The sequence below is a fragment of the Pseudoalteromonas sp. L23 genome (genome assembly GCF_021728455.1).
Taxonomy (GTDB): domain Bacteria; phylum Pseudomonadota; class Gammaproteobacteria; order Enterobacterales; family Alteromonadaceae; genus Pseudoalteromonas.
The window spans coordinates 350,718-377,199 of sequence record NZ_JAKKCW010000002.1; the positions used below are offsets into that span (position 1 = coordinate 350,718).

Consider the following 26,482-nt stretch of genomic DNA (forward strand, 5'->3'; position numbering starts at 1 on the left):
TATGGTGATGATTTAATGAGTTTTACTTTACTCCCAGAATGGGCACCACAAGACGCAATCATGCTTACTTGGCCGCATTCTGATACCGATTGGAGCGACATTCTCAGTGACGTTGAACCTGTGTACGTTGCACTTTGCCAACATATTACCCAAGTTCAAGAAGTCGTTATCGTGGCGCATAATGAAGCGCTAAAACAGCATATCGAAAACTTACTCAGCACAGCTGAGGTTAGCTTAGCTAAGTGTCACTTTGTTGTTACGCCTTGTAATGACACATGGGCCCGTGACCACGGTCCACTTACAACGCAAACAAGTACAGGAAATCTATGTATCAAAGATTTCACCTTTACAGGTTGGGGTAACAAGTTTGCTGCGGATTTAGACAATAAGATCAATCAGCAGCTTGCCAAACAGGTCCTCAACCCAAACTGTACCTTTGAACAGGTCAACGTGGTACTTGAAGGCGGCGGTATTGAGATTAACGAGTCCAATGTCTTATTGACCACTTCAGAGTGTCTGTTGAACCCAAATCGCAATCCACATCTAAGTAAAACCGAATTAGAACTATTGTTGCAAAAAGAGTTGGGTGCTGAGTCATTTTTGTGGATAGATCATGGATACTTAGCCGGTGATGATACTGACAGTCATATCGACACTTTAGTGCGTTTTGCACCGGATAACACCTTGGTATATGTTAAGTGCGATGACAAATTAGACGAGCACTATGATGCCCTCAATAAAATGGAACAGCAGCTACGCACATTCCGCACCCCAAATGGCGCTCCATACCGTTTGATTAGTTTACCTTGGCCTAGTGCTAAGTTTGATAATGAGGGTGAGAGATTACCTGCCACCTATGCAAACTATCTGATCTTGAATAAAACGGTGTTAGTACCTATCTATGGCGATGACAAAGATCAAGAAGCGCTAGACAAAGTCTCTCTTGCCCACCCAGAAAGAACGGTAATTGGCGTTAACTGCCTACCAATCATCCATCAATTCGGTAGCCTGCACTGTATTACGATGCAGTTACCAAAAGGTTTTTTAAGGTAAGTACCATGACTGAAAAAAACATCAAAGTTGGTATTGTTCAACATAGTAACTCTACAGATCTCGTAAATAACTTTGCGAAAACCTGTGACGGTATCCGAAAAGCCGTTAGTCAGGGTGCTAAGCTTATCGTGCTACAAGAATTGCACCGCAGCTTGTATTTTTGCCAGACTGAAGACACCGCTCTCTTCGACTTAGCGGAAACCATTCCAGGCCCAAGCACAGACTCACTAGGCGCACTTGCAAAAGAGCTTAATGTTGTCATCGTTGCGTCGTTATTTGAAAAGCGTGCAACAGGGCTTTATCACAACACCGCTGTTGTACTTGAGTCTGACGGTACGATTGCCGGCAAATACCGTAAAATGCACATTCCCGATGACCCAGGTTTTTATGAAAAGTTTTACTTCACCCCTGGCGACATGGGCTTTACTCCAATTCAGACTTCTGTTGGCAAATTAGGCGTACTGGTGTGTTGGGATCAATGGTTCCCAGAAGGTGCGCGTCTGATGGCGATGGCAGGCGCTGAGTTTTTAATTTACCCAACGGCAATTGGCTGGGATCCTCGCGATGACAAAGCAGAGCAAATCCGTCAACGAGATGCTTGGATAATTGCGCAGCGTGCACATGCAGTTTCTAACGGAGTACCTGTGATTAGCGTTAACCGTGTTGGCCATGAATCAGCTCCTTCGGGTCAAAGTGAAGGTATTCAATTCTGGGGCAATTCTTTTGTTACCGGTCCGCAAGGTGAAATGTTATTGCATGCATCTGAAGAAGCTGAGGAAATCTCGGTTGTTGATGTTGATCTTGCACGCAGTGAATCCGTTCGTCGCATCTGGCCGTATTTAAGAGACAGACGAATCGATCACTATCAGGATCTTTGCAAAATTTATCGCGATTAATAAATAGGAGTAATCAATGGCGAATGTGCAATGGAACAATTTACCTTGGGTAAAATCAAACAAGGATAAAATTTCGTGGGGTAATTTGGTTGGCAGTAGCTTATCACTGTGTTTGAGTGAGCACATCCAACAACATGACAACTTAGTTGTACTCGTCACCCCCGACACCCCCTCTGCACTTCGCCTTGAGCATGAACTGGCGTATCTTTTAAAAGATACGCCAGTCATGATGTTTCCTGACTGGGAAACATTACCCTATGATCACTTTTCACCACATCAAGATATTATTTCTCAGCGTCTTGCGACGCTAAATACACTCAAACAGGAAAAGCAATCCGTACTCATCATTCCTGTTTCAACCCTTATGCTACGTACCGCACCACCTAGCTTTATCCACGGCATGAGTCTTCAGGTAAAAAAAGGTGACACAGTAGACGCACAAAGCTTGCGTGATACCTTAACTCAAGCGGGTTATCGTCATGTTCAGCAGGTAATGGAACATGGTGAGTTTGCTGTTCGAGGCTCCATTATCGATTTATACCCCATGGGTAGCCCACTCCCCTTTAGACTAGATTTCTTTGACGATGAGTTAGACTCAATTCGTCATTTTGATATCGAAAGCCAACGCTCAAACGATGAGATTGATGCTATCGATTTATTACCGGCACACGAATTCCCAACCAATGCAGAAGACATTGAACGATTTAGAATTAATTACCGTGAAGCGTTTGGCGCAAGTAGTGAAAAAGACAGCATCTATATGCAGGTTAGTAAAGGAAACTGGCCTGCGGGTATAGAGTATTATTTGCCGCTCTTTTTCGATTCGTTAGCGACGGTGTTTGACTATTTGCCTGAAGATACCGTATTTATGCCTTTTGGCGACATTGAATCTGCGGCGCAAACCTTTTGGCAAGACGTATCTAAACGCTACGAAAGTCGCCGGGTTGACCCACTTCGTCCGCTACTTTCACCAGCCAAGCTATATCAGCCAATAGAGACCTTGTTTGAAGGCCTTAACGGCTTCTCTCGAATAAAGCTTAGTCAAGCGATGCTGGGGACCAAAGGGGGCAATAGCAATGTCGCAGCTGAATTAATCGACGATGTTCGCATTGAGCATAAACAAGCTAATCCATATCAAAAAATCCTCGATTACATCGCTGCTGAGAAAAAACAAAAGTCTCGCGTGTTATTCAGTGTTGAATCAGAGGGCCGACGAGAGTCACTGCTTACCTTATTAAAACCAACAGGGCTAAAGCTTAAGCCTTATAAGCGCATTGCAGAATTTGTATCTAGCGACTCAGATGTTGGTGTGGTCGTCACTCCACTCGCTACCAGTGTGAAACTACTGGATAAAAAATCGCTGTCTATCATCACCGAGCAAGAACTGTTAGGTGTTAAAATCTCCCAAAAACGCCGCCGCAAACATAAATACGAGCAAGGGCAAGATGCGCTGATCCGAAACCTCGCTGAGTTAAAAGAAGGTCAACCTATTGTTCATTTAGATCATGGTGTAGGTCGCTATTTAGGGCTAGAAACCATAGATGCAGCGGGTATTGCTACCGAGTTTGTGACGATCATCTATGCCAATGACGCTAAACTTTATGTGCCTGTCTCTTCACTCCATATGCTCAGTCGTTACTCTGGAGGTGAAGAAGCTTCTGCACCACTTCATAAACTGGGTAATGACGCGTGGGAAAAAGCAAAACGCAAAGCGGCTGAAAAAGTCAGAGATGTTGCTGCTGAACTCCTAGACATATACGCAAAACGTCAAAGTAAACCGGGTTATGCATTTAAGCTAGATGCGAGTGCCTATCGAGACTTTTCCGATAGCTTCCCATTTGAAGAGACAGACGATCAACGCAATGCAATTACAGCCGTACTTGCGGACATGCAATCAAGCCTAGCGATGGACAGACTTGTTTGTGGCGATGTTGGCTTTGGTAAAACCGAAGTGGCCATGCGTGCTGCGTTTGTTGCCGTCAACGATAGCAAACAAGTGGCCGTCTTAGTGCCAACTACGCTACTTGCCCAACAACACTTTGAGAACTTTAAAGACCGTTTTGCCGATCTGCCAGTTGAAGTCGGTGTGCTTTCGCGCTTTAACTCAGCGAAAGAACAAAAAGAGACGTTACAAAAACTTGAAGAAGGCAAAATTGATATTGTGATAGGCACCCATAAGCTTATTCAAGAAAACATCAAGTTCGCCGATTTAGGTCTGCTGATTGTCGACGAAGAACACCGCTTCGGTGTGAGACAAAAAGAAAAGATTAAGCAGCTAAGAGCAGATGTCGACATTCTTACCCTGACCGCAACCCCAATCCCGCGTACGCTGAATATGGCGATGAGTGGTATGCGTGATCTCTCTATTATTGCAACACCTCCAGCCAAACGATTAGCGGTAAAGACTTTTGTACGAGAGCGCAACGACGAGCTTATTCGCGAAGCAATTCTGCGTGAAATAAAGCGCGGTGGACAGGTTTACTTCCTCCACAATAACGTCGAGACGATAGATAAGGTCACCGCTGATATCTCGGCACTCGTGCCAGAAGCTAACGTTACTACTGCCCACGGGCAAATGCGTGAAAAAGAACTTGAGCACTTGATGGGTGAATTCTATCACCAAAAGTATAACGTGCTTGTATGTACAACCATTATTGAAACCGGTATCGATATACCCTCTGCTAATACCATCATTATGGATAGGGCCGATAAACTCGGATTGGCACAATTACATCAGCTTCGCGGCCGTGTAGGACGAAGCCATCACCAAGCATACGCATACCTACTCACGAAGAATAGCCAAGCCTTAACTAAAGACGCGGTCAAGCGCTTACAAGCCATAGAACAACTCGAAGACTTAGGCGCGGGCTTTGCCCTTGCCACCCACGATTTAGAGATCCGTGGTGCGGGTGAGCTACTGGGAGATGACCAAAGCGGTCAAATTCAAACCGTTGGCTTCACGCTGTATATGGAAATGCTAGAACAAGCAGTTGAAGCCTTAAAAAATGGCAAAGAGCCAACACTCGATAACCTACTTCAGCAGCAAAGTGAGGTTGATCTTAAGTTCCCAGCACTGCTACCGGACGATTACATTCACGATGTAAATATTCGTCTTAGCATGTATAAACGCATCGCAAGCACTAAGTCGCTGGCGGAACTTGATGAGCTGCAAATCGAATTAATCGACCGTTTTGGACTGCTTCCAGATGCGGCGAAAAACCTTTTTGCGGTGCAGTCTGTTAAGCTAAAGGCAACTCAATTGGGCATTAACAAGGTCGAAGCAAACCCCAAAGGTGGCTTCTTTGAGTTCAGTAGTCATACAAAAGTTAACCCAACATTCATCATAGGATTGATACAAAGTAGCCCGTCAACCTATAGAATGGAAGGCGCGAATAAACTGAAGTTCCTGATCGAAGAAAAAAATGGCCAAGAGAGATTAAAACTGGTTAATGCGATGATTGATGACTTTGAGAAAAAGGCTGTAGCATGAAAACAATAAAAAGTCTGGCCATCCTAGCGGCTTTGGTAAGTAGCGCGTCTGCACATGCCACCCGTTGGTTTGAAGTAGAAATGATAGCATTTGAGCAAGAGCCTAGTTTCTCTTTGCGAGAAGACTTTAGTATTGAACCTGAACCGCTCAATAAAAAAACCATCAAGTCACTATTATTCGACGGTTTTAATACCACCGGCTATAAACTATGCTTGGAAGGCAGTGAGCAGTTTGCTGAGCAAGATTTTATTCGAGGATTAACGTCGGGCGCGCACTCCAGCTCTTGCGATCCAGATGCAAACTATGTTGAAAAATTCGGCACTTTGCCTCTTTCACCAAAAGTTGAGCCACAAGAACACATGGACTCTATCTACTTGTTGGATGAGTCCCAGCTTAATTTTTCCAACAAGATTGCAGAGCTAAAACGTAAAGGGCTCAAGCCACTGTTGCACACTGGTTGGCGATTCCCAGAACAAAGTAATAAGCGTGCTCCTAATATCGAGGTTATTGCTGGCAAACAGTTCGCATCGCCATCCAGTTATAGTGTAATAGAAAATGACGATCAGTTTTCGTCACTATCGAAGCGTTTTAATATCGAAGAATCGAAAGAGCATGTGCATTGGCAGCTTGAAGGCTTGATTAAAATTCACGTGAGACATTACCTTTACGTGACCACAGATTTAGATTTAAAGTACGAAGACGGTAACGATATTCGTACTGCTCGTATGTCTCAATATACGCGCGTGTATAGCGGCGACATACATTACTTAGATCACCCTAAACTTGGGGTCATCTTTCAAATAAGAAAATACAAACATTAGACGGGCAACCCTATGAAAAAATTACTAACTGCTGCTGCGCTACTTACCCTAGTCGGCTGTTCTAAAGTAAGTTTAGAAAACTACAACAAACTAGAAGTGGGCATGGACAAAGCTGAAGTTGAGAATATTCTTGGCTCTGCTGATAACTGTGAAGAGAAAACACTACATACCAATTGTATTTGGGGAAGCGAAGACAAGCATATTAAAGTAACGCTACTTTCTGACAAAGTCACCCTTTATTCAAAGAAAGGGTTAAACTAACCACAACTCAGTGCTTTATCGTTTATGTGATAGAGCACTCTAGTGTTGAGTTCCGAGAAGCAACTTAAGCTAAACCTAAAAAATCGTGTAAATTTCATATAGTACTAATCAAAATCACAATTTAGGAAAAGCGAAAGGTATTCCTTCAAATTCGCTTCGCAACAAAACCACCAGAGTAGCAAGTTTAATAACGATTTGTCTTAATACTTACTCAATCTGTAGGAGCGAATCTGACGCTAACTGCGTTAAGAACTGCTTATTTAGAACAACTAAATAGAAAAGCTTTTGGCTTCCCTAGATGGATGTAGGTACCTTGGAGAGTAGTTGGATGTATCAGTGGTATTATCGGCAAATATCACTTAATTAAGCAAATTGGTATAAGTGAAAGTTTATGAAAAAAAGAGTACTACTTTGAGTACTCTTTTCTCGTATTTAGATTAGAAATTATATTTCAAATTCACAAACACTTTACGACCCCAAGGATCATAGAGTGAAGAGTTTGCACCTCGGCCATCTACGTAATCTGGTAGAATTTTGTCGAATACGTTTCTAAACCCAACCTCTACTGAAGCTTTGTCGAAGCGATACTTAGCAGAAATGTCATGCGTTATAAAGCTACCAGTATATGAATGCTCCTGGTCTTCTTTCGACTCACCTCTTTCTTCTCCAGACTCAGTCAGTGTATCTTCTAAATCAATCAAAGCTGAGCGATCAATAAATCTTGCATACCATGTTGCAGACCAGTTATCTTGAGCATAAGTTGCTCTGAACGTACTTTGCCATTCTGGATCACCAAGCTCGCCATGTTCGCGTTTTACAAGCTCAGGGCGGTTTTGGAATTGGAATGTATTTCTTTCGATCAAATGGCTAACAAACCACTTTAATTTCAGATCACCAGGAAGTCCAATAGATGTCAGATCTGTATTATAATGAATATCAGCTTCAACACCTTTAACTTTTAGTTTAGCTGTATTTAAGTAACCAGACTCAACACGCGTAATTGACATAGTAGCCGGATCGCGAGTTACTTGTCCGCAGAAAACAGTATCTAGATCAGGACCATCTACACAGTTATCCGCTACGGTTTGTATTGTTAGCGATTGAATTGCGTCTGTGATCTCAATATCAAAGTAATCAATACTCGCCGACAGCCCCTCAATTGGCGTGAATACAAAGCCTAAAGTTAACGACTCAGCTTCTTCTGGGTTGAGATTTGGGTTACCGCCTGTAAGCGTCTCTTTTGATACATTATCTTCAGCTTGGAAATTAGCCGGGATCCCTAATGCCGCACAGTTCTTGACACGGTTTGGGTTATCGGAAATATTATCGACGTCACATGGATCGGTAACTCGACCAAAACCTGGTGATCTTGGAGAGAACGACTCTGCAATGTTTGGTGCTCTAACCGCTTCGCCGAAAGTACCACGTAAGCTATAGCCTTCTAATGGAGACCACATAAAACCAACTTTCCAAGCATCAGCTTCACCGGTATGTGAGTAATCAGCTCTTCTGAACGCTGCATCAACAGAAAGTTCATGTGCTAAAAATACATCAGCCAAAATTGGTAGGCGTGTCTCGACGAACCATTCTGATACATCATACTCGCCATATACATTTGGTGTAGCAGAATTTGATAATACATTTGAGCGAGTTAATTCATCGGTGATAGTCTCTGACGACTCCCAACGCTTCTCATAACCAAACGCAAATCCAACTGCACCACCTTGTAATTCAAAAAACTCAGCGGTATCGAACGATGCAGAGCCTCCCACGAAACGCTGTTTCACAGCATCGCTTCTGGTAACATCGGCTGTGATCCAATCCATAGCTTCAGCTGAGGCTTGGCCAAATCCAAATGGATTGTAAGGTACACATCCGCCAATATTTACTGTCTCAGGACTCTGGTAACCTTCCGGCTGAGCTTCAGAAACATTGCTACGGCAGTCTGCTTTACCCGTATTCGGATCGATCACCGCATCGATTGCTGCCGCCCAATTCCCCAAAATTAAATCATTTTCAGTAATTCGGTCATTTTCAGTGCGGCCGTATGAGTAATACACATCGTAATCAAATATTGTGTCACTCAGAGTAAAGGCACCACGTAACCCAGACATAAGCGTAAACGTTTCTCGTTTGTTTTTAGCCGAACGGTTACCAATTTCGTCTAGAAATTTATTAATTTGAACTTCTTCTAGTCCACGATCTGCAAATACTTTCTTATCTGCAGCAGATAAGTAAGGGTTATCTGCCACTTTGATTCTATTTTGGCCAAATCGAAAACTTGGCTGGAATTGTTGAGCGATATCAGAGCGAACGTACTTGAAATCACCATAAAGCTCTACATTATCGTTAAAGGCATAGTTAAACAACGCCCCTGTTGAAACTTTGTCACGCTGAGGAAGATAGTTCACATAGTCTTCAGGAGAGAAACAATATTTACAACCATCAGGGAAGCTTGCAAACGCACTATTGGCGAATAAGCCTCGAGTTGGCATGAACTCACCAATGCCGTCATTCGAGAATGTGTAGTTAATACCGCCACCTCTCAATACACCATTAGGGCTAACATACTCCGACACAACGTTTGGAACCCAAAGCTCATCAAAGATCCCGTCATCTTCACCAGTATTTTCAGGATTTGGCATATGACCACCAAGATTGAAGTTTGGCATATCTTTTGTCATAACTTCTTCTATGGTGTCTTTTGTTACGAAAAAGGTTACATTCCCTTTGCCGTCCTCTGAATTCACACCACCAACTAAGCTATATGCGCTATTTTTACTGCCCACGCCCTCTGTTGAGTCGCTGTAACTAGCGCTTAGCTCTAGACCTTCAAAATCTTTCTTCAAGATAATGTTAACAACACCTGATACCGCATCAGAGCCATAAACTGCTGACGCACCACCAGTTGTCACTTCAACTGTTTTAATCAATGCGGAAGGTATAGTCGATAGGTCAACTGTAGAAGAACCGGCTTCACCCGAAACATGTCTCTTACCATTAACGAGCACAAGGGTTCTATCTACTCCAAGCCTTCTCAAATCTACAGTACTCATACCTGCAGAACCGTTACTATTTGAGTTGGCTCGAATTGTTCCGGTCGCACCAATCGCAGGTAATTCTGCAAGTACAGAAGCTAGGTCTGGAATACCCGCTTGTTCAATTTCCTCACCAGTTATTGAAATAATGGGCGCTGGTTGACTCAACTCAAAACGGGCAATACGTGAACCTGTAATCTGAATCTTTTCAACTTTATCAAGTGATTCATCTGAAGCAACTTCTTCTGCAATCGCTGTTGATGCAATGATACCTGTCAATGAGATGGCTAATGCAGAGTGAATAGCTTTACTCAGTTTGCTTTTTTTCATATAGACTTTCCCTAATTATACTTTTTCTTTGAGACAAAATTAGTCTCGCGATCAGATTAACTTAATTTAAAAAAAAGCAAATACAACTAAACGCAATTTCCATTATCCCCAAAAAGTGTACAAATTTATTTTTACACTTTTACTACACAGAGCTAACCCGCATCCATTGTTAATTAGTTGAAAAAATACCATTTTAGTCATCCCACCCACTCTAGTAATTGTAAAGAAATAAATACGAAGTACAATTATTGTAATGGGATCTTTTTAATATTTTTTTGCAAAATAATTAGCAGTTGCTTCTTAAGCTCTATTCCAATTATCTTTTATATACAAAGAGTTAGAATGTAGAAATGCAGATACTTTGACGATAGCTGGTGACGTAGCAGTGTTATCGAAAAGGCTTTCTTGCTTCAGAATAGCTCTCTAAATTAAGCAAACAGGTATTACAAGTTTGCTTTCACGGTGGTTTACATATATATATGGCGGGAAATAAAAAAGGGCCGTAAAGGCCCTTTACAACAAGTAGAAACTAGCAAAAACAAGGACTAGCGCATTGCCATCATCATTTTAGCCGGTTCCTCTAGGAAGGTTTTCCATAAATTATTGAAACGTGCGATCGTGCCACCATCAATAATGCGATGGTCGCCAGACCAACTTACTTGCATGATAGAGCGCGCAACTACATTACCTTGTGCATCGAAGCGTGGTAACTGCTGCACTTTGCCAAGCGCGACGATAGCAACTTCTGGTTTATTAATAATCGGTGTAGCAACCGTGCCACCAATCGCCCCTATATTTGAGATTGAGATAGTACCGCCTTTCAGTGAATCAGGAGATACACGCCCTTCTCTCGCCGCTTCTGTCAGCTCAGTAACAGACTGGGCAACTTCTACAATCGATTTGCTTTGGCACGATTTAATATTTGGTACAAGAAGACCGAGCTTGCTGTCCACCGCCATACCAATATTGTGGTCATCAAAATAAGTGATTTCCGTACAGTCATCATTTACTTTTGCATTCAAAATTGGGAATTCGTTGATTGCAAGTGACAACGCCTTGATAAAAAATGGCATCATCGTCAGCTTCACGCCTTGTTTGGCATATTGCTCTTTCAAAGCACCACGAAGTGCAATTAAATCGGTTAAGTCAATCTCGTCACAGTAAGTGAAATGTGGGATCGTCGAAACAGAGGCCACCATCTGTTTGGCCATCGCCGCTTTCATACCACGTAGAGCTTCAACTCTTTTACCACCTTCTGAGGTAGGAGCCGGCTTTTGTGTTTGAGACTGTATCGTTGTGTTAGCTTCATTCGTGGTCGAAGCACCACTTACACCGTGCTCAAGGAAATGTTCGATGTCCTCTTTATACACACGACCATTTTTACCAGAGCCTGGTACTTCAGAGAGGTCAACACCAACTTCGCGCGCCTTGCGGCGTACTGCCGGAGAGGCAATCGCTTTACCATTTTTCGGTAAACTACGCGTAGCCTCATCGTTTGCGGTAGCAGCTTGTACTGTACTTTCTTTAGGCTTGTGGACATCAGCGAGTGGATCGTCTGATTTTCCGGCGTGAGATGACGCCAACTTCATTTGAAATAGCGGACTATGCACCTGTGCTATTTCACCTTTTTGATAATAGAGTTTTTCAACAATACCATCGTACTTGGCTGGAATTTGCACTAGCGCCTTGTCAGTCATTACATCACAAACGGCCTGATCTTCTTTGATTTCATCGCCTTCAGCAACAAGCCATTCAACGATTTCGCACTCAACAATGCCTTCACCAATATCAGGTAAGATAAAGTCTTCAAGTACAGCACTGGTTGAAGTAGTTGGCGAGGACTGAGGTGCCGATTGCTCCGGCTGAGCAGCTTGCTCGCCGGCAACATCCATTGCAAATAAAGGCTCATGCACCTTTGCAATTTCACCTTTTTCGTAATGCAGCTTGGTGATCACACCGTCATGTACCGCAGGGATCTGCACTAGTGCCTTATCCGTCATTACGTCACAAATAGGTTGATCTTCTTTTACTTCGTCACCAACAGCCACCAACCACTCGACGATTTCGCACTCTACGATGCCTTCACCAATATCTGGTAAGATAAATTCTTTAGCCATAACTTATCCTTAAAATTCCATAGAACGTTTGATAGCGGCGAACACTTTCAGTGCATCTGGCACATACTCTTTTTCAAGTGCTAGAGGGTATGGCGTATCTAATCCACAAACTCGCTCAATTGGAGATTCTAAATGCAGGAAACACTCTTTTTGTATGGTTGCTGCGATCTCAGCACCAAAACCATTTGTGATTGGCGCTTCGTGGCTCACGACCAAACGACCCGTTTTAACCACTGACTTGGCTACCGTGTCCATATCCCAAGGAAGAATACTTCTTAAGTCGATTATTTCACAGCTAATACCCGCTTCTTCAGCTTTTTGTGCCGCTTGTTCTATGATTTCCATCTGCGCGCCCCAAGCCAATAGCGTTATGTCAGTACCTTCTTTAATTACTTCAGCTTTACCAAGCTCAATGCTGTAATCTTCTTCTGGCACTTCACCAACAGAAGCGCGATATAAGCGCTTAGGTTCAAAGAAAATAACCGGGTTATCATCTTTAATGGCAGCACGCAGAAGGCCTTTTGCTTGATACGGGTTACGCGGTACTACAATTTTAAGACCTGGTGTATGTGCAAAGTAAGCTTCCGGTGATTGTGAATGATATAGACCACCTGCAATACCACCACCGTATGGCGTACGAATTGTTAAGTTACCCACATCAAACTCATTACCTGAGCGATAACGGAACTTGGCCGACTCGTTCACGATTTGGTCAAATGCTGGGAAGATATAATCCGCAAATTGAATTTCAGCAAGCGCAGGAGCACCAATCGCTGCAAGACCATTGGCAAAACCTAAAATACCTTGCTCGGTCAATGGCGTATTAAAAACACGGTGTTTACCATATTTTTCTTGAAGGCCTGAAGTTGCTCGGAATACACCTCCAAAGTAGCCGACGTCTTCACCAAAAATACAAGCCTGTGGATGCTCCGCCATCGTGATATCTAGCGCCGAATTAATGGCGTGTAGCATATTCATTTTAGCCATTATTTAATTCTCCCTGCTGTGACTGGGTATGCGTCTGGATAAGCTTTAATATGCGCTTTCAATTCATCATACTGTTTCTGCAGCGATGGAATTGGCGTGTCATAAACATCTGAGACCAGATCTTCTAATGCAGGCTTCTGTACTTTCTCTGCAACCTTCAATGCAGCCAAGATATCTTCACGGATTTTCTCTTTTTCCGCATCATCTTGGGCTTCATCCAGCCAACCTTGTTTTAGAAGCCATTGCTTAAATCGATTTACTGGGCAACTATTTTTAAATTCAGCTTCTTCGTCTTTAGTACGATAACCAGACGGATCATCAGATGTTGAATGTGCACCCAAACGATATGCGATAGACTCAATCATCACAGGCTCACCGTTTTCAACTGCGATTTTACGCGCGGCTTGTGTTGCGGCGTAAACAGCAAGCGCATCGGCACCATCCACACGGATGGTCTTAATACCATAGCCCACACCGCGAGCAGCAATACCATCACCTTTGAACTGTTCATCCGCAGGTGTTGAAATCGCATAACCGTTATTACGTGCATAAAAGATGACCGGTGAACCATGCACCGCGGCCATGTTTAGACCAGCGTGGAAGTCACCTTCTGACGCAGCACCTTCGCCAAAATAGCAAATCGTGACGTTGTCAATTTCAGACGTTAGCTCGCCAGTTTCTTTATCAATGTGTTTTAGCTTTTGGCCGTATGCATAGCCCGTTGCTTGAGGAATTTGCGTTCCTAGCGGCGACGAAATAGTCAGGTAATGTAATTCTTTAGAACCATAATGCACAGGCATTTGGCGGCCTTTGCCTAAGTCCTTCTCATTCGAGAATAGCTGATTCATAAACTGCTCAAGCGAAAAACCACGATAGTGAATTGCAGCTTGCTCACGGTACTGAGCCATGATCATGTCATCTTCTTTAAGCGCCGCAGCACTTGCCGTAACAGCGGCTTCTTCGCCAAGACATTGCATGTAGAAGCTAATACGTCCTTGACGCTGAGCCCCTTGCATACGCTCGTCAAGTAAACGGATAAACCGCATTGTTGAGTAAATTCTTAATGCCGTTTCTTTATCAATATCAGGTGCTGTTGCACCGTCTAAAACATCGCCTTGGTCACTTAAAATCTTTAATGTAGGGATATTGAGTGCATGACCATCTATAAATTCCAGCGCATGGCTGATATTTAAGGATATATTATTGGGGTTAGTCATAACCTACCTTCTCTTGTTGTCATAACAAACTTACGGAGTTCAAACCCGACTTTCTCATACGAGATCTGGCTTCAGATTGCGTAAGACGAAAAGAGTCTTAACTCACCTCGCATTTATGATTGTGTTAATTGGTCTTGATCACATTCGTGGTTAGTATGAATAACTGGTCTAACAACTTATCAAAGACTGAATAATATTTGCGATTTAAGTAAGTAAATTAAATTAAAGCGTTTCAACTTTACGTTAACGTAAACGGTTATTCAACTAATCCTAGATGAATAACCGTGAAAATGCATCAATGTTTTTGGAAAGATTTTGATACGAAGGCAAGTAGAATTTTACATCTATGATTTATATAAAGTTTTCATCAACCTCTAACGGGATAACCGTTAGTAATGCACGTTGCCCCAAAGCAACATTGGCATTTGGGAAGATAATAGCTTCCCCCTCAACTTCAGCGAAATATTGCTTATCTCCGTCCGTCGCTAGTAATTCACCTTTTGAAAACCCTGTAAAATTCTCAGCAGAATCAGCGAATGGAAAAGAAAATTCGGCTTGAGTACGATTGATCGTACGATGAACCGTAAACAGCTCGAACTCATCTGCATTAAATTCTTTATATTTTACTTTTTCTTGGCTAATTAATGCTTTTAGCGTTTCTTTGGTTTTTGCAAAGCTTGCCATGTTATTCTCACCAAATGGCTTAACCTGCCCAAGTTCGATAGTGAAAGCGTCGGCCCCAAACTGGTAAGAAGAAAAGTAACTAAATGTCGTAGCAGCCGAGCGCATCATTAATACAGTGTTGACACCGCATGACAATAAAAATTGCAGCTGCGATTTCTTCCACGGCTTACCATGTAAAAATGGATAGACTGCAAACTTTTCGTTTTTAGATCCTCGAATAGCAGTGTGAAGGTCGTAATGACATCGATAGCGCTCACCGCTTCCCTGTTCAAAAAAAGCCCTAACATAACCTTCTAGTTTTTGAGCTCTGACCTTTTCTGGATTATCTGTTTCTTGATTATGTGCGCCGTTAAATAGGCGGTTTAGATTTTCATCGACAAAACGCTGGCCAATATTAATGGATTTCGGGTTACCGAAAATAAATAACACCCGTTGTGCCAACGCTAGTCTGCCAGTAATAATATGTTGGATAAGCTCATCACATATCTCAATTGGCGCGGTTTCATTGCCGTGCACAGCGCTCGATAGCACAATATCTTTCGTTGTTTCACCTACAGGCGTAAACTGGATCACACCAGTATCATGGACTTCCACCAAAGTACCGTTGTCTAAAGTGAAGTTCACGGGTTCCAGTGTAAATTCGTTATTTCTTGTGATAGTGAGAAAGTCACCGCTTTGTTTTAATTCTGCTAAGTACGTCATAATTCCAAATTGATGTTGTTGAGTAATACCAATTATCTTAATTAAGTGATCTATTTTGAGGCGAGAAAATCTTGTCGATAACAAGGCTAAAATTTTGCTATTTAGTTATTCTAAATAAGAAATTTTTAACGCGGTTAGCGTCAGATTTACTCCTTCAAATTGAGCAAGTATTACGACTAATTGGTATAACCCGCATAGGGATACAAAAAAGCCATACGAGTAGTATGGCTTGTAGAAGCTTTTTGTTAACTAATCACTGAGTCAACCAATGTCTTTGCCTCATGTTCAAGTTCAGCTAAATGCGCGTCACCTTTAAATGATTCAAGATAAATTTTGTAGATATCTTCAGTACCCGATGGACGCGCCGCAAACCAACCATTTTCGGTAACGACTTTAAGGCCACCAATAGCCGCGCCGTTACCAGGGGCATTGGTTAATATCTGAGTAATTTTATCACCTGCCAGGGTGTCCGCCTTGATATTGTCCGCGCTTAATGCCTTAAGCTTTGCTTTTTGCTCAGTATTTGCGGGTGCATCAATACGTTTGTATACAGGTGCGCCAAATGCTTGTTCAAAAGCGTGATAATGCTGAGATGGCGATTTACCTGTGACAGCTAGGATTTCGGCGGCGAGTAACCCCATGATAAAACCGTCTTTGTCAGTACACCATGTGGTGCCATCTTTTCTTAAAAACGCAGCGCCAGCACTCTCTTCACCGCCAAACGCGAGCTCTCCAGCCGCTAACCCGTCTACAAACCATTTAAAGCCTACTGGCACTTCGTAAACTTCTCGGCCGTTTGCGCCACACACTTTGTCAATCATGGCACTAGATACCAGTGTTTTACCGATTTTTACTGAGCTCTTCCAGCTTCGGTGTTTAATGAGGTAGTCAATTGCAACCGCTAAAAAGTGATTAGGATTCATCAGGCCATCAGGGGTAACAATGCCATGTCTGTCGAAGTCTGGATCATTACCAATACCGATATCGTAGTCATCTTTCAGTGCTATCAAATTAGCCATTGCATAAGGTGACGAACAGTCCATGCGCACCTTGCCGTCTTTATCAAGTGGCATGAAGGCAAAACTTGGGTCGACGACATCATTTACAACCGTCAGCTTCAAGTCATAGTGTTTGGCGATCACTGGCCAGAAATTAACACCTGAACCACCAAGAGGATCCACACCAATATTAACACCAGCTCGAGCAATGGCTTCCATATCAATTATGTTACCCAAGTCTTCAACATATGGAGTGATCAGATCTTCGTACTTGATAAATCCAGATCTTCTCGCTTTAGCAAACGGAAATAGTTCAACTTCAACCAAATCTTCGAGTAGTAACTGATTCGCCCTATCTTCAATCCATTTGGTGACATCGGTATCGGCAGGTCCACCATTCGGAGGATTATATTTAAACCCGCCATCTTCTGGCGGGTTATGTGATGGCGTAACGACAATTCCATCTGCAAGCTCATGAGGATTGACTAAATTGTGCGAGACAATCGCATGGCTGATCACAGGGGTTGGTGTGTAGTCATCATTTTCTTGTGTGATGACTTGTACTTCGTTGGCAACCAAGACCTCAATAGCCGAGTTAAAAGCGGCTTCCGACAACGCATGAGTGTCTTTACCAAGAAAAAGCGGACCGTAAATATTGTTGTTTTTACGGTAATCGCAGATCGCTTGAGTGATGGCCAGAATATGCGACTCATTAAACTTAAAATTAAGTGAGCAACCTCGGTGGCCACTTGTGCCAAAGGCGACACAATGCTCTGGATGCGCTTCTAAGTCAGGCTCATTTAAATAGTACGATGAAACCAGCTTAGGTACATTTACCAATAATTCTTTCGATACCTTTTTGCCAGCTTGCGGATGGATCGCCATAAGATTTCCTTACTTATAGGTAGTCTCTAATTTTCTCGGCAGCTTCATCTGTGTAACCTAACACCTTAGCTACTTCATGAAGCATCATTTTCTTTCTAGTCGTATTTGAATTTGTCATCACCCAATATTCGCTGTCTGCTATATTTTTCGGGTTCATACTGCTACCACTTTCGAGTAGTGCATTTTTACTCGTGGCGAAGTAAATCCTATCGCGGCCTTTAATTTCGAGCACACAATTAAATTCGGATTTATGTGTACGATGAAGCGCGGATAGGATAAACAAAAATCGCCCAACCACGCCCTTTTGCATGGCAAGCTCTTCTTTATTTAGAATATTAAAGACATTCGCAACGGGTTTTACAGGTTGGCTTGGTGTTTTTGTTTGTGACTCAGCTGTAATTTCTGGTACTTGTTTTTCTTCCTGCTGTGCGACGGCTTTAGATTCTGTCCCAGAAGTAAGTTTTAATAAACGACGTAAAATCTCAGAAGCACTTTCTCCAATACTTTGTGTGTTACTTGCAATGTATTGATATAGCTCGTCATCTATTTCTATCTTTTTCATGCGTTTCCTGTCATCTATGCTAATTAGGAGCAACTCATTTCAATTGTCACTTAGTATATCCAAATTTAACTTATTACTCTATGGCTTTGCATTTTTACTCTTCAATGTCACAATTAGCGCCAATTTTGGAGGATTTATGCAGTTAAACTATCAACAAATTGGCGACCAAGCCAAACCTAGTGTATTTGTTATGCACGGACTCTTTGGTTCCTTGGAAAATTTGAATGTGGTGGCAAAAGCACTTGCTGAACATTTCAGTGTGATTAACGTCGATTTGAGAAATCACGGTCGCTCTTTTCATGATGAGCAAATGTCCTATCCAATAATGGCAAACGACATCAAAGCGTTATTGGATGAGTTAAAACTGGATAAAGTCAGCCTAGTTGGCCACTCAATGGGTGGTAAAGTGGCAATGCAATTCGCCCAATTATTCCCAGAAAGCATCAACAAACTTGTCGTATTAGATATTGCGCCTGTTGATTATCACTCAAGGCATGACGCAATAATTGCCGCGCTTAACGAAGTGCAGAAAAGTGATGTATCAAGTCGTAGTGAAGCAGATACCATAATGTCCCAATATATTGAAACAGTCGGCGTGCGTCAGTTTTTGCTTAAAAGTTTGGCAAAAAATGAAGAAGGTAAGCTTACTTGGCGTTTTAATTTAGATGTAATTACTGAAAAATACGACGCAATTACATCTAATATTAATGAAACGCATTCCTGTTTATGCGATACTTTGTTCATTAAAGGGAATAACTCTGACTATATCCTGCCTGAGCATAGGGAGCCCATCGCTCGTTTTTTCCCAAATGCGCGAGCAAAAATAATACAAGGTGCGGGCCATTGGCTACATGCTGAAAAGCCTGAAGCTGTAAATCGCTCAATTATTGATTTTCTTCAATAAAACGAATTGAATTTACCGTTATAAACTTAATTTATGCATGTAGGTTATGGTATAGTAGCCGCCGTTTAAGTATTGAGTAGAGCTCAGATGGTCAGTCAATTTATAAATGAATTTGAAACGCTAGGGCTGTGGTTTGCGCTAGCTGGTATATTCTTTTTCATCGGTATGGCGATTCAGGACGTACTGAAAAAAGGTGATGTGCCAAAGTTCGGACGCTACATCGTTTGGCTAGTGCTGTTTCTCGGCTGTTCTGGATTTATAGCAAAAGGCTTGATCCAAGTATTTTGGCAAGGCGCAGGTGTTGGATAATGGCCAAGGCTGAAACTGATAGAACAACTATCGACCTATTTGAAAATGAAAAACGTCCAGGACGTCCTAAGACGAATCCACTGCCACGAGAAGTGCAGTTAAAGGTTAACAAGCGCAATCAAATTAAGAGGGATCGCGCGCGTGGCCTAAAAAGAGTAGAATTTAAGGTTTCATCAGAGTTGTATCAAGCGCTAAGTGATATGGCGGAGTCGCAAAACATTAGTCGAAGTGCACTCATCGAGACCATCTTACAAGAAAAGTTAGCGGTTAATAGATAGAAGGTAAGAAATTAATGGCAAGCGTAGGTATTTTTTTCGGCAGTGATACTGGTAACACAGAACACGTTGCTAAAATGATTCAAAAAGAGCTAGGTAAAAAGCTCGTAGACGTAAAGGACATTGCTAAAAGCAGTAAAGAAGAGATTGCCGAATTCGATTTACTACTTTTCGGTATTCCAACATGGTACTACGGCGAAGCTCAGTGTGATTGGGATGATTTTTTCCCTGAACTTGAAGAAGTCGATTTCGAAGGTAAGTTAGTTGCTATTTTCGGCTGTGGCGACCAAGAAGATTATGCTGAATATTTCCTTGACGCGATGGGCATGGTTAATGACATCGTCACCGAACGTGGCGCTATTGTTGTTGGCCATTGGTCTACCGATGGTTATGACTTTGAAGCGTCAAAAGCTGTCGTTGAAGATGGTAAGTTTGTTGGCCTTGGTATTGATGAAGATCGCCAGCCTGAGCTAACAGAGCAACGCGTTAAACAGTGGTGTGCACAAGTATATGACGAAATGTGCTTAAGCGAGCTGGAAGATTAATTCCATTTGCTTTGCACTTGCTGCCCGAGCAAGTTATTCTTAGGTTATAGCGTCGTGAATATTGACCTAAGACAAATTATAACTAACAGATTGAGACAGATTTAATGACTGATCACAACTTAGAGCTTAAAAAGGCTGGTTTAAAAGTAACGCTTCCACGCATCAAAATTTTAGAGATCCTTCAGTCTCCTGATAATCAACACATCAGTGCAGAAGATGTGTACAAGATCTTATTGGACAAAGGTGAAGAAATTGGCCTAGCTACAGTATATCGCGTGCTAAACCAATTTGATGATGCTGGTATTGTAACACGTCACCACTTTGAAGGCGGTAAATCTGTTTTCGAGCTGTCTGGCAGCACGCACCATGATCACTTGGTATGTTTAAAATGTGGCAAAGTTGTCGAATTTGAAGATGACGTTATTGAAACACGCCAAGAAGAAATCGCGAACAGCAATGGCATCAAACTCACGAATCACTCACTATATTTATACGGTGAGTGTGAAGATAAAGAAGCGTGCAAAAAGTACGCTGAGGAAAATGGTAACTAACCTACCTTTTCGCCAATTTAAGCATTAAGCCAGCAAATTGCTGGCTTTTTTAATTTGTTGCATAAACACCACCTTCCATTTATATGGTCACTATATTCTAGAGTACAATTCCAGCTGATCTTTGTATGCTTTTTTAAAAGCAGCTCTAGAAACACATTGCTCTAGATACTTTCGGCAATAGCTATATTGTTTTAGCCCATCAAACCTATCGACCAAACGAAGCACGTCAGCCATCGCGATGTCTGCAACAGAAAATTGCTCAGCCAACCAAGTTTTTCCACGAAGATATTCATTCATGTGTTTCAAACGGCTATGTAAAAATCGCTCTATCGCTTTGCTGCTATCACTCTCAAAAGTATCTTCAGAAAATTTCAAAATTGTCCATGGAAGGCTCGCCATTTCAACAGAGTTGAGCGCGGCGAATAACCACTGTATTACCGATGACCTATTTTCTGTCGATATTAACTCATCGTTATGTTCAGCGATGTATAACAGACAAGCACCACTTTCAAATATCTCCTTATCTTCATGGCTAAGCCAAGGAACTTGACCAAATGGTTGATGTAAATAATGCGCATTTTCTCGTTCATTGAATGCGGTAAGTTCTATATCATAGGGTATGCCCGCCTCTTCTAGCGCCCAGCGCAAGCGAATATCCCTGACATATCCTCTTGGCAGCTCAGGCACCCAATCAAAAGTGGTAATGGTAAAGTTCGGCATATATCAGCTCCATGTCTATTGGGCTGATAACTCAGCCCAATTTAATAACTAAGATTAACACTCTACTATTGTCATAAAGCCACCATAGATAAGCCTTTTACCATCAAACGGCATTGGATTAGCTTCTTGATCGCAAATAGGATCTTTAAATACTTCTGCCATTCCAGCATCACGCACTTCTTTTGAAGGCCAAGTGATCCAGGAAAACACCACTGTTTCATCAGGCTTACATTTTACAGCCATTGGAAAAGAGGTAAGCGTACCATCAGGGACATCATCCCCCCAGGCCTCGACAACGCGTTCTGCTCCAAATTTTTTAAACACTTTTGCCGCTTTGCTGGCGTGTGCTTGATATTCTTCACGCTTACTGGTGGGTACAGCGCATACAAAACCATCTATATAACTCATCTTTGACCCCTCTATTATTCTCGTCTTTGTGCTTCATAGCTGACATTGTTCTCGTCTTGTAACTCGCGAACAGGCCGAATTTCAATGCTGCCATAGCGCGCTGGCGGAATTTTGCTAGCCGCTTGGATGGCCTCATTTAAGTCTTTGACATCAAGTAAATAAAACCCCGCAAGCTGCTCTTTAGTCTCTGCAAATGGGCCATCGGTAATATCGACTTTACCCGCTCATACCCGCAAGGTTGTCGCACTTTGAGTTGAGAGCAACGCGTTGCCCCCTATCATCTGCTCGCGCTCTTTTAATGATTCCCCACACGCGATACATTCACGGTTAAGTGCGTCCCATTCATCTTGTGAGAGCTTTTCCATTGCTTGTTCATCGTAATAAACCAAAGCGACATATTTCATAGTGTGTCCAGCTCCTTATTAATTAGTATCTGAATAGCGAACGTCTTTTGCTGCTCGATCTGACTTAGCTATTCCGTGCTCAAGGTTAATTAGTATTACTAGGTAACATCACCATCCACGCAACACCAAATTTATCAACGACTTGACCATAAAGGGGGGACCAAAATGTTTCTTGTAATGGCATTCTGACCGTGCCACCATCGGCTAGCGCATTAAATACTCTGTGGACTTCTTGTTCAGAATCAATGGTTATAGACTGGCTAAATCCTGCAAACGAAGCATCATCACCACAGCCGTCAGATGCAAAAATCTTCATATCGCCAATGCTAAACTCACAGTGCATTACTTTATCTGAGAAGTTTTCTGGTATCGCACCATCAGGAATAGGATCTGGACTTTCGTTAAAACGCATAAGCAGACCGACTTTGGCATATAGATGCTGTTGATAGTATTCAAGTGCCTCTTCGGTACGCCCTGCAAAAAACAAATAATTGCAAACATGTGCAGTTTGCATCGCAATCTTTTGTCTTAATTGTTCTTCGCCTGCGAGGATTTCGCCGCTGGGATCGATACCTGCAAAGTCAGCCATTTCATAAAACGGTCTAACTTCAATATCAGATTCCTCATTCATGGGATTAGGACAGCGCTTAACCCATTCTAGCGCCTCTTCCATTGATGTAACTTCCCATACCCAATAACCTGCAATTAACTCATTAGTCTCTGCAAAAGGCCCTTTAGTTACTATGCGCTCTTCGCCTTTAAAACGAACGCGAACTCCCTCTTTACTCGGCTTTAAACCATCACCAGAAGTCATTATTCCAGCATCAACTAATGCATTATTGAATTCTCCCATCGCAGCCATTAATTCCGCGGTTGGTAACTCTCCTGCTTCAGACCCTTCACTTGCTTTTACAATCACCATTACTTTCATCGTCAATTCTCCTGTTGTCTTTTATAAATAGAGCTGAATAACCAAAGGTTACCTGCGGTATTAATAAATAAAGTGCTCTATACACTCTAGTCGAATGCATTCTTTAGAGATCGACAAAGTAAGGAAAATTTTCTTAATTAATTTTCACCGAGCTTGAGAAGCTTTTGTTTGAGAACCCTTTGCTCTGGTAATTGCGTTGTTAAGTTGAGAGCCGTTTTAAATGCATTAATCGCACTAGCCGTTCTGCCAGCACGAGATAATAGTTCGCCATAAGCCGCATGAGCCAAGTGATACCTTTGCATTTCTTTGTGCTCAAATAGCCGCTCTATAATGGTAATACCCGCATCTGGCCCCTCTTTCATAGCGATTGCAACCGCTTGGTTGAGCTCAATAACAGGAGAAGGGCTCACTTTGTGTAGCTGAGCATATAATTCAACAATCTGTGACCAATCTGTCGCCGCTGCAGTTGTCGCAACAGCATGAGTCGCAGAGATAGCCGCCTGAATGGTGTAAAAGCCATATTCACCGGCGCGCATTATTTCAGCGACCAACTGCGTACCTTCGGTGATCATACCTTTACTCCAAAGGTTTCGGTCTTGATCTTCCAGTAAAATGATGTCACCGCTGGCATTGGTGCGCGCCGCCTTTCTTGCATCATTCAAGAGCATCAAGGCGAGTAACCCCGCCACTTCTGGATCTGGTGTTAGAGAATAAAGTAAACGAGTTAAGCGGATGGCCTCGGACGTCAGTTCACTGCGTATTGCAAGTTCGCCTTGTGTTGCTGAATACCCTTCATTAAAGACCAGATAGATAACCGTAAGCACCGCATCAAGTCGGTTGTTAAAGTCAGTGTCGTCTGGCAGCTCGAACGGAATACGGGCATCACGGATCTTCGCTTTGCCGCGCACAATTCGTTGTGCCATTGTTGTGTTAGACACCAAAAATGCACTGGCAATTTCTTCTGTTGTTAGTCCACAGACCTCCCGCAGAGTAAGCGCAACTTGTACTTTTGGATCAATAGCCGGATGGCAGCAGGTAAAAATTAATCGCAATTGGTCGTCTTCAATTACATTGGCGTTTTGCTCTTGAGCGTGGCCTGCGATATCAGAAACCCCATCCACTTCAGTAGCAGCAACTTCTAGCTTTTCTCTTTGACGTTGCTGTTTACGTATTGCATCAATGGCTTTAAAGCGACCAGTAGAAATTAACCAAGGGACTGGATTTTCTGGCATGCCTTGAGTAGGCCAATGTTTTAACGCCACATTAAACGCGTCTTGCAATGCTTCTTCCGCTAACTCAAAGTCACCTAGAAGGCGGATCAGTGTGGCGTAAATTTTCCGGCTTTCTTGCTTGTACAGCACTTCGATAGACTTACGAATAGCATTGCTATCGCAAGCGAGTTGATTGCTCATCACTTTCCTTCGTCAGCTAGGTTATCGCTATTTGAATTGGTATAGTCACTATTTCATAAATCAGCAAGAGCCTCAATAACTGGCCAGAAGCGGTACTAACACCTAAGTGTTAACGACAAATGTTTTGGGATTTTTGGGAAAGAAAAAGTCAGGCTGGCGGTCGCATAGAGCAAACTCACGTGTATTTTTATAGGGCAGCTTCATAAACCCTGCTACGCCATAATCTTGAATACTAACCGCGTATTGCATGATCCGAGTCAATAGCGCCTTAAATTGCGCTGCTTTATTAGCATCAAGTAGCCGGTAGTAATAATGAATTTTCATCCTATCTTGCAACGATTCAAAAATGATGCAACCTGTATGGTGGATCTGATTTAACTCGAACACGCATTGAATTATCTGTCTTGGCAGCTGCAGTTGCTCGTCTGGATCTTTGCCGTCTTCAAAGTATGAATGCGGGCGTGTAATTTCATTGCTCGAAATATCGCTAACGCTAAACTCTAGTTCTGGCAGATGGTCAAATTGGAACGCACCGGTGCCGTCACGAGTCAATTGAATAGTTTGCCGCGCGTCGAATAAACAACATTTAAATAAACCTTTTTGTTTGATCCCCTGCGCGAGCATTACGGTGGCGTTCAACGCGTCTTTAAATGCAAGACTCAATGTTTCATCGTGTAAAATAAGACTCGACTCAACAAATACTTGCGCGTCTTTCCAGTGAAAACTGAGACCACCAACGACCGGATATTTTGCCAGCCTGCTGATTGAGGCCAAAAAGGCTTTCTCGGTATCGCCGGTATCAAACAAAAACTCTTTATAATATCTATCTAATTGCGCGTCGTTTACGTCTCTTAGATTGTGTTTATCGTCAGCACGACGTAAAAACTGCTTGCGTGAGCTATAGACGACCGTTTCAGGTTTAACTGCGGTTTCGTAGGTCCAAAAAGGAATGCGGGATTTTTTCTCTGACAGTGTTAAATCAGGTAAATACATTTTTGCCATTGCTGGCATATTACGAACAAAATAATCCCCTGCGCTATCCCTCGTTGCTTTGTCTTTGCTAAGCATGCCATCTAGCACTTGCGCAAATACTTTTGGCAGCCCCAAAGCGCTAGCAGGAATGACCTGAGCACCAAAGCGACATGATTGTGCACTAGCCAGTGCATAAATCGTCGATGCAACGCCTTGTTCATCAAAACGAGGAGAAGATTGTGCACCCGACATTTGCTCATCGCCAATAAAGTACACATCTCCCATCCGAGCGTTAGTCGTACTTACATCAGATGACATCAAATCCATAATATTGCTGGCAATGGGTTCGCCATGCACGTCCACCTGAGCATAGACTGAGCTTCCCCAATCAACCAAAGAGAAACCATCGGAAGCTTCATCCCAAACGATATTAGATGGTTTAATATCTCCATGAACGATAGGCTGAGGAGACATGCCATTGCGACGCTCGCGCAAATCAACCAACACATTTCTGAGTTTTAACGCGAGGCTTACCAACTCATGCGCTTTAAAACGGCCCTTTTTGAGTGAGATCTTTTCTAAATCTTCACCAGGGGCACGCTCCATCATCAAAATGCCTTGCTTCTTTACTCGCTCGAAGGCATAGAAGTTTGGCACCATAGGGTTGTCAATTTGCGACAACATATAGCCTTCATCTTCAAGCCTATCACGCACACTTTGGGCAAGCGTGATCCGAGAAAATTTAAACACCCAGTCTTTCCCCATATCACTTCTACCAGCAAATACGAAGCCAAATGCACCAGAGCCAATTACCTCAACATGTTTATAGCCAAGTTGGCTCAATTGTTTTTTACAGATATTCAGCCATTGACGATGCTTTTTTGCATCATGATGAGACAGTAAGTAGATGGACTGCTGTTCGTTGATATAGAAGTGTTGGATGGATTTTTCAGACATAATTGTACGTAGGAAAAGCAATAAAAAAGGTCGACATTAGCCGACCTCATTCA

24 protein-coding genes are annotated in these 26,482 nt (G+C 42.6%); 10 read left to right on the top strand and 14 right to left on the bottom strand.

Features of this window, described 5'->3' with window-relative positions:
* The first annotated feature begins 15 nt into the window (after positions 1–15).
* The 5 genes from L3V43_RS05385 to L3V43_RS05405 are packed head-to-tail and all read left to right on the top strand — an operon-like array spanning position 16 to position 6,521.
* Positions 16–1,053: an agmatine deiminase family protein gene (locus L3V43_RS05385; protein ID WP_237116109.1), complete on the top strand. Its 1,038-nt coding sequence runs from the start codon at positions 16–18 to the stop codon at positions 1,051–1,053.
* A gap of 5 nt (positions 1,054–1,058) precedes the next feature.
* Positions 1,059–1,949 carry a carbon-nitrogen hydrolase gene (locus tag L3V43_RS05390; protein ID WP_237116110.1) on the top strand — a complete coding sequence of 297 codons (891 nt, stop codon included), beginning with the start codon at positions 1,059–1,061 and terminating at the stop codon, positions 1,947–1,949.
* A gap of 16 nt (positions 1,950–1,965) precedes the next feature.
* Positions 1,966–5,439 (top strand): transcription-repair coupling factor, encoded by a 3,474-nt coding sequence (mfd, locus tag L3V43_RS05395; RefSeq protein ID WP_235367443.1) that lies wholly within the window; start codon positions 1,966–1,968, stop codon positions 5,437–5,439.
* Positions 5,436–6,260 (top strand): CsiV family protein, encoded by an 825-nt coding sequence (locus tag L3V43_RS05400; RefSeq protein WP_102056779.1) that lies wholly within the window; start codon positions 5,436–5,438, stop codon positions 6,258–6,260. The genes mfd and L3V43_RS05400 overlap by 4 nt, the downstream gene beginning before the upstream one ends.
* Before the next feature lie 12 nt (positions 6,261–6,272).
* Complete coding sequence (locus tag L3V43_RS05405) at positions 6,273–6,521, top strand: DUF3862 domain-containing protein (RefSeq protein WP_102056778.1); 249 nt, start codon at positions 6,273–6,275, stop codon at positions 6,519–6,521.
* A gap of 437 nt (positions 6,522–6,958) precedes the next feature.
* Here the strand turns inward: L3V43_RS05405 and L3V43_RS05410 are convergent, their stop codons facing one another.
* The 7 genes from L3V43_RS05410 to seqA all read right to left on the bottom strand — a co-directional run bounded on the left by L3V43_RS05410 (position 6,959) and on the right by seqA (position 18,041).
* Complete coding sequence (locus L3V43_RS05410; protein WP_235367445.1) at positions 6,959–9,889, bottom strand: TonB-dependent receptor; 2,931 nt, start codon at positions 9,887–9,889, stop codon at positions 6,959–6,961.
* Positions 9,890–10,434: 545 nt separating this feature from the next.
* The gene (locus tag L3V43_RS05415; RefSeq protein ID WP_237116111.1) at positions 10,435–12,006 is read right to left on the bottom strand and encodes a dihydrolipoyllysine-residue acetyltransferase; all 1,572 of its coding nucleotides are present in this window, start codon (positions 12,004–12,006) and stop codon (positions 10,435–10,437) included.
* 9 nt (positions 12,007–12,015) lie between these two features.
* Positions 12,016–12,993: an alpha-ketoacid dehydrogenase subunit beta gene (locus L3V43_RS05420; RefSeq protein WP_102056775.1), complete on the bottom strand. Its 978-nt coding sequence runs from the start codon at positions 12,991–12,993 to the stop codon at positions 12,016–12,018.
* Positions 12,993–14,210 carry a thiamine pyrophosphate-dependent dehydrogenase E1 component subunit alpha gene (locus L3V43_RS05425; protein ID WP_010372716.1) on the bottom strand — a complete coding sequence of 406 codons (1,218 nt, stop codon included), beginning with the start codon at positions 14,208–14,210 and terminating at the stop codon, positions 12,993–12,995. The genes L3V43_RS05420 and L3V43_RS05425 overlap by 1 nt, the downstream gene beginning before the upstream one ends.
* A gap of 351 nt (positions 14,211–14,561) precedes the next feature.
* On the bottom strand, positions 14,562–15,596 hold the full coding sequence (gene astE, locus L3V43_RS05430; RefSeq protein ID WP_102056774.1) for a succinylglutamate desuccinylase: 1,035 nt from the start codon (positions 15,594–15,596) through the stop codon (positions 14,562–14,564).
* A gap of 245 nt (positions 15,597–15,841) precedes the next feature.
* On the bottom strand, positions 15,842–17,479 hold the full coding sequence (gene pgm / locus L3V43_RS05435; protein ID WP_237116112.1) for a phosphoglucomutase (alpha-D-glucose-1,6-bisphosphate-dependent): 1,638 nt from the start codon (positions 17,477–17,479) through the stop codon (positions 15,842–15,844).
* A gap of 13 nt (positions 17,480–17,492) precedes the next feature.
* Positions 17,493–18,041 carry a replication initiation negative regulator SeqA gene (seqA, locus tag L3V43_RS05440; RefSeq protein WP_010604716.1) on the bottom strand — a complete coding sequence of 183 codons (549 nt, stop codon included), beginning with the start codon at positions 18,039–18,041 and terminating at the stop codon, positions 17,493–17,495.
* Positions 18,042–18,177: 136 nt separating this feature from the next.
* Between seqA and L3V43_RS05445 the strand changes: the two genes are divergently transcribed.
* The 5 genes from L3V43_RS05445 to fur all read left to right on the top strand — a co-directional run bounded on the left by L3V43_RS05445 (position 18,178) and on the right by fur (position 20,625).
* Positions 18,178–18,945 (top strand): alpha/beta fold hydrolase, encoded by a 768-nt coding sequence (locus L3V43_RS05445; protein ID WP_206472903.1) that lies wholly within the window; start codon positions 18,178–18,180, stop codon positions 18,943–18,945.
* 87 nt (positions 18,946–19,032) lie between these two features.
* Positions 19,033–19,254, top strand: coding sequence for a DUF2788 domain-containing protein (locus tag L3V43_RS05450; protein ID WP_010372701.1), 222 nt, complete (start codon positions 19,033–19,035; stop codon positions 19,252–19,254).
* Entirely contained in the window at positions 19,254–19,532 is a 279-nt protein-coding gene (ybfE, locus tag L3V43_RS05455) for a LexA regulated protein (RefSeq protein ID WP_010372698.1), read from the top strand. The genes L3V43_RS05450 and ybfE overlap by 1 nt, the downstream gene beginning before the upstream one ends.
* Positions 19,533–19,546: 14 nt before the next feature.
* On the top strand, positions 19,547–20,074 hold the full coding sequence (gene fldA / locus L3V43_RS05460; RefSeq protein WP_010604714.1) for a flavodoxin FldA: 528 nt from the start codon (positions 19,547–19,549) through the stop codon (positions 20,072–20,074).
* A 104-nt stretch (positions 20,075–20,178) separates the two neighbouring features.
* Positions 20,179–20,625 carry a ferric iron uptake transcriptional regulator gene (gene fur, locus L3V43_RS05465; RefSeq protein WP_010372691.1) on the top strand — a complete coding sequence of 149 codons (447 nt, stop codon included), beginning with the start codon at positions 20,179–20,181 and terminating at the stop codon, positions 20,623–20,625.
* Positions 20,626–20,715: 90 nt separating this feature from the next.
* On the opposite strand, the gene L3V43_RS05470 is transcribed toward fur, so the two are convergent.
* From L3V43_RS05470 to L3V43_RS05500, 7 genes are all read right to left on the bottom strand, one after another.
* Positions 20,716–21,345 carry a glutathione S-transferase family protein gene (locus tag L3V43_RS05470; protein WP_102056772.1) on the bottom strand — a complete coding sequence of 210 codons (630 nt, stop codon included), beginning with the start codon at positions 21,343–21,345 and terminating at the stop codon, positions 20,716–20,718.
* Between the two features lie 54 nt (positions 21,346–21,399).
* Positions 21,400–21,753: a DUF1428 domain-containing protein gene (locus L3V43_RS05475; protein WP_102056771.1), complete on the bottom strand. Its 354-nt coding sequence runs from the start codon at positions 21,751–21,753 to the stop codon at positions 21,400–21,402.
* A gap of 14 nt (positions 21,754–21,767) precedes the next feature.
* On the bottom strand, positions 21,768–21,962 hold the full coding sequence (locus L3V43_RS05480) for a YciI family protein (protein WP_237116201.1): 195 nt from the start codon (positions 21,960–21,962) through the stop codon (positions 21,768–21,770).
* A gap of 15 nt (positions 21,963–21,977) precedes the next feature.
* Complete coding sequence (locus L3V43_RS05485; protein WP_237116113.1) at positions 21,978–22,157, bottom strand: hypothetical protein; 180 nt, start codon at positions 22,155–22,157, stop codon at positions 21,978–21,980.
* An 85-nt stretch (positions 22,158–22,242) separates the two neighbouring features.
* Positions 22,243–23,088, bottom strand: a complete 846-nt coding sequence (locus L3V43_RS05490) for a YciI family protein (RefSeq protein ID WP_102056770.1) — start codon at positions 23,086–23,088, stop codon at positions 22,243–22,245.
* Positions 23,089–23,225: 137 nt separating this feature from the next.
* Positions 23,226–24,500 (bottom strand): RNA polymerase sigma factor, encoded by a 1,275-nt coding sequence (locus tag L3V43_RS05495; RefSeq protein WP_237116114.1) that lies wholly within the window; start codon positions 24,498–24,500, stop codon positions 23,226–23,228.
* A gap of 102 nt (positions 24,501–24,602) precedes the next feature.
* Positions 24,603–26,429, bottom strand: a complete 1,827-nt coding sequence (locus L3V43_RS05500; RefSeq protein WP_237116115.1) for a serine/threonine protein kinase — start codon at positions 26,427–26,429, stop codon at positions 24,603–24,605.
* Positions 26,430–26,482 lie beyond the last annotated feature (53 nt).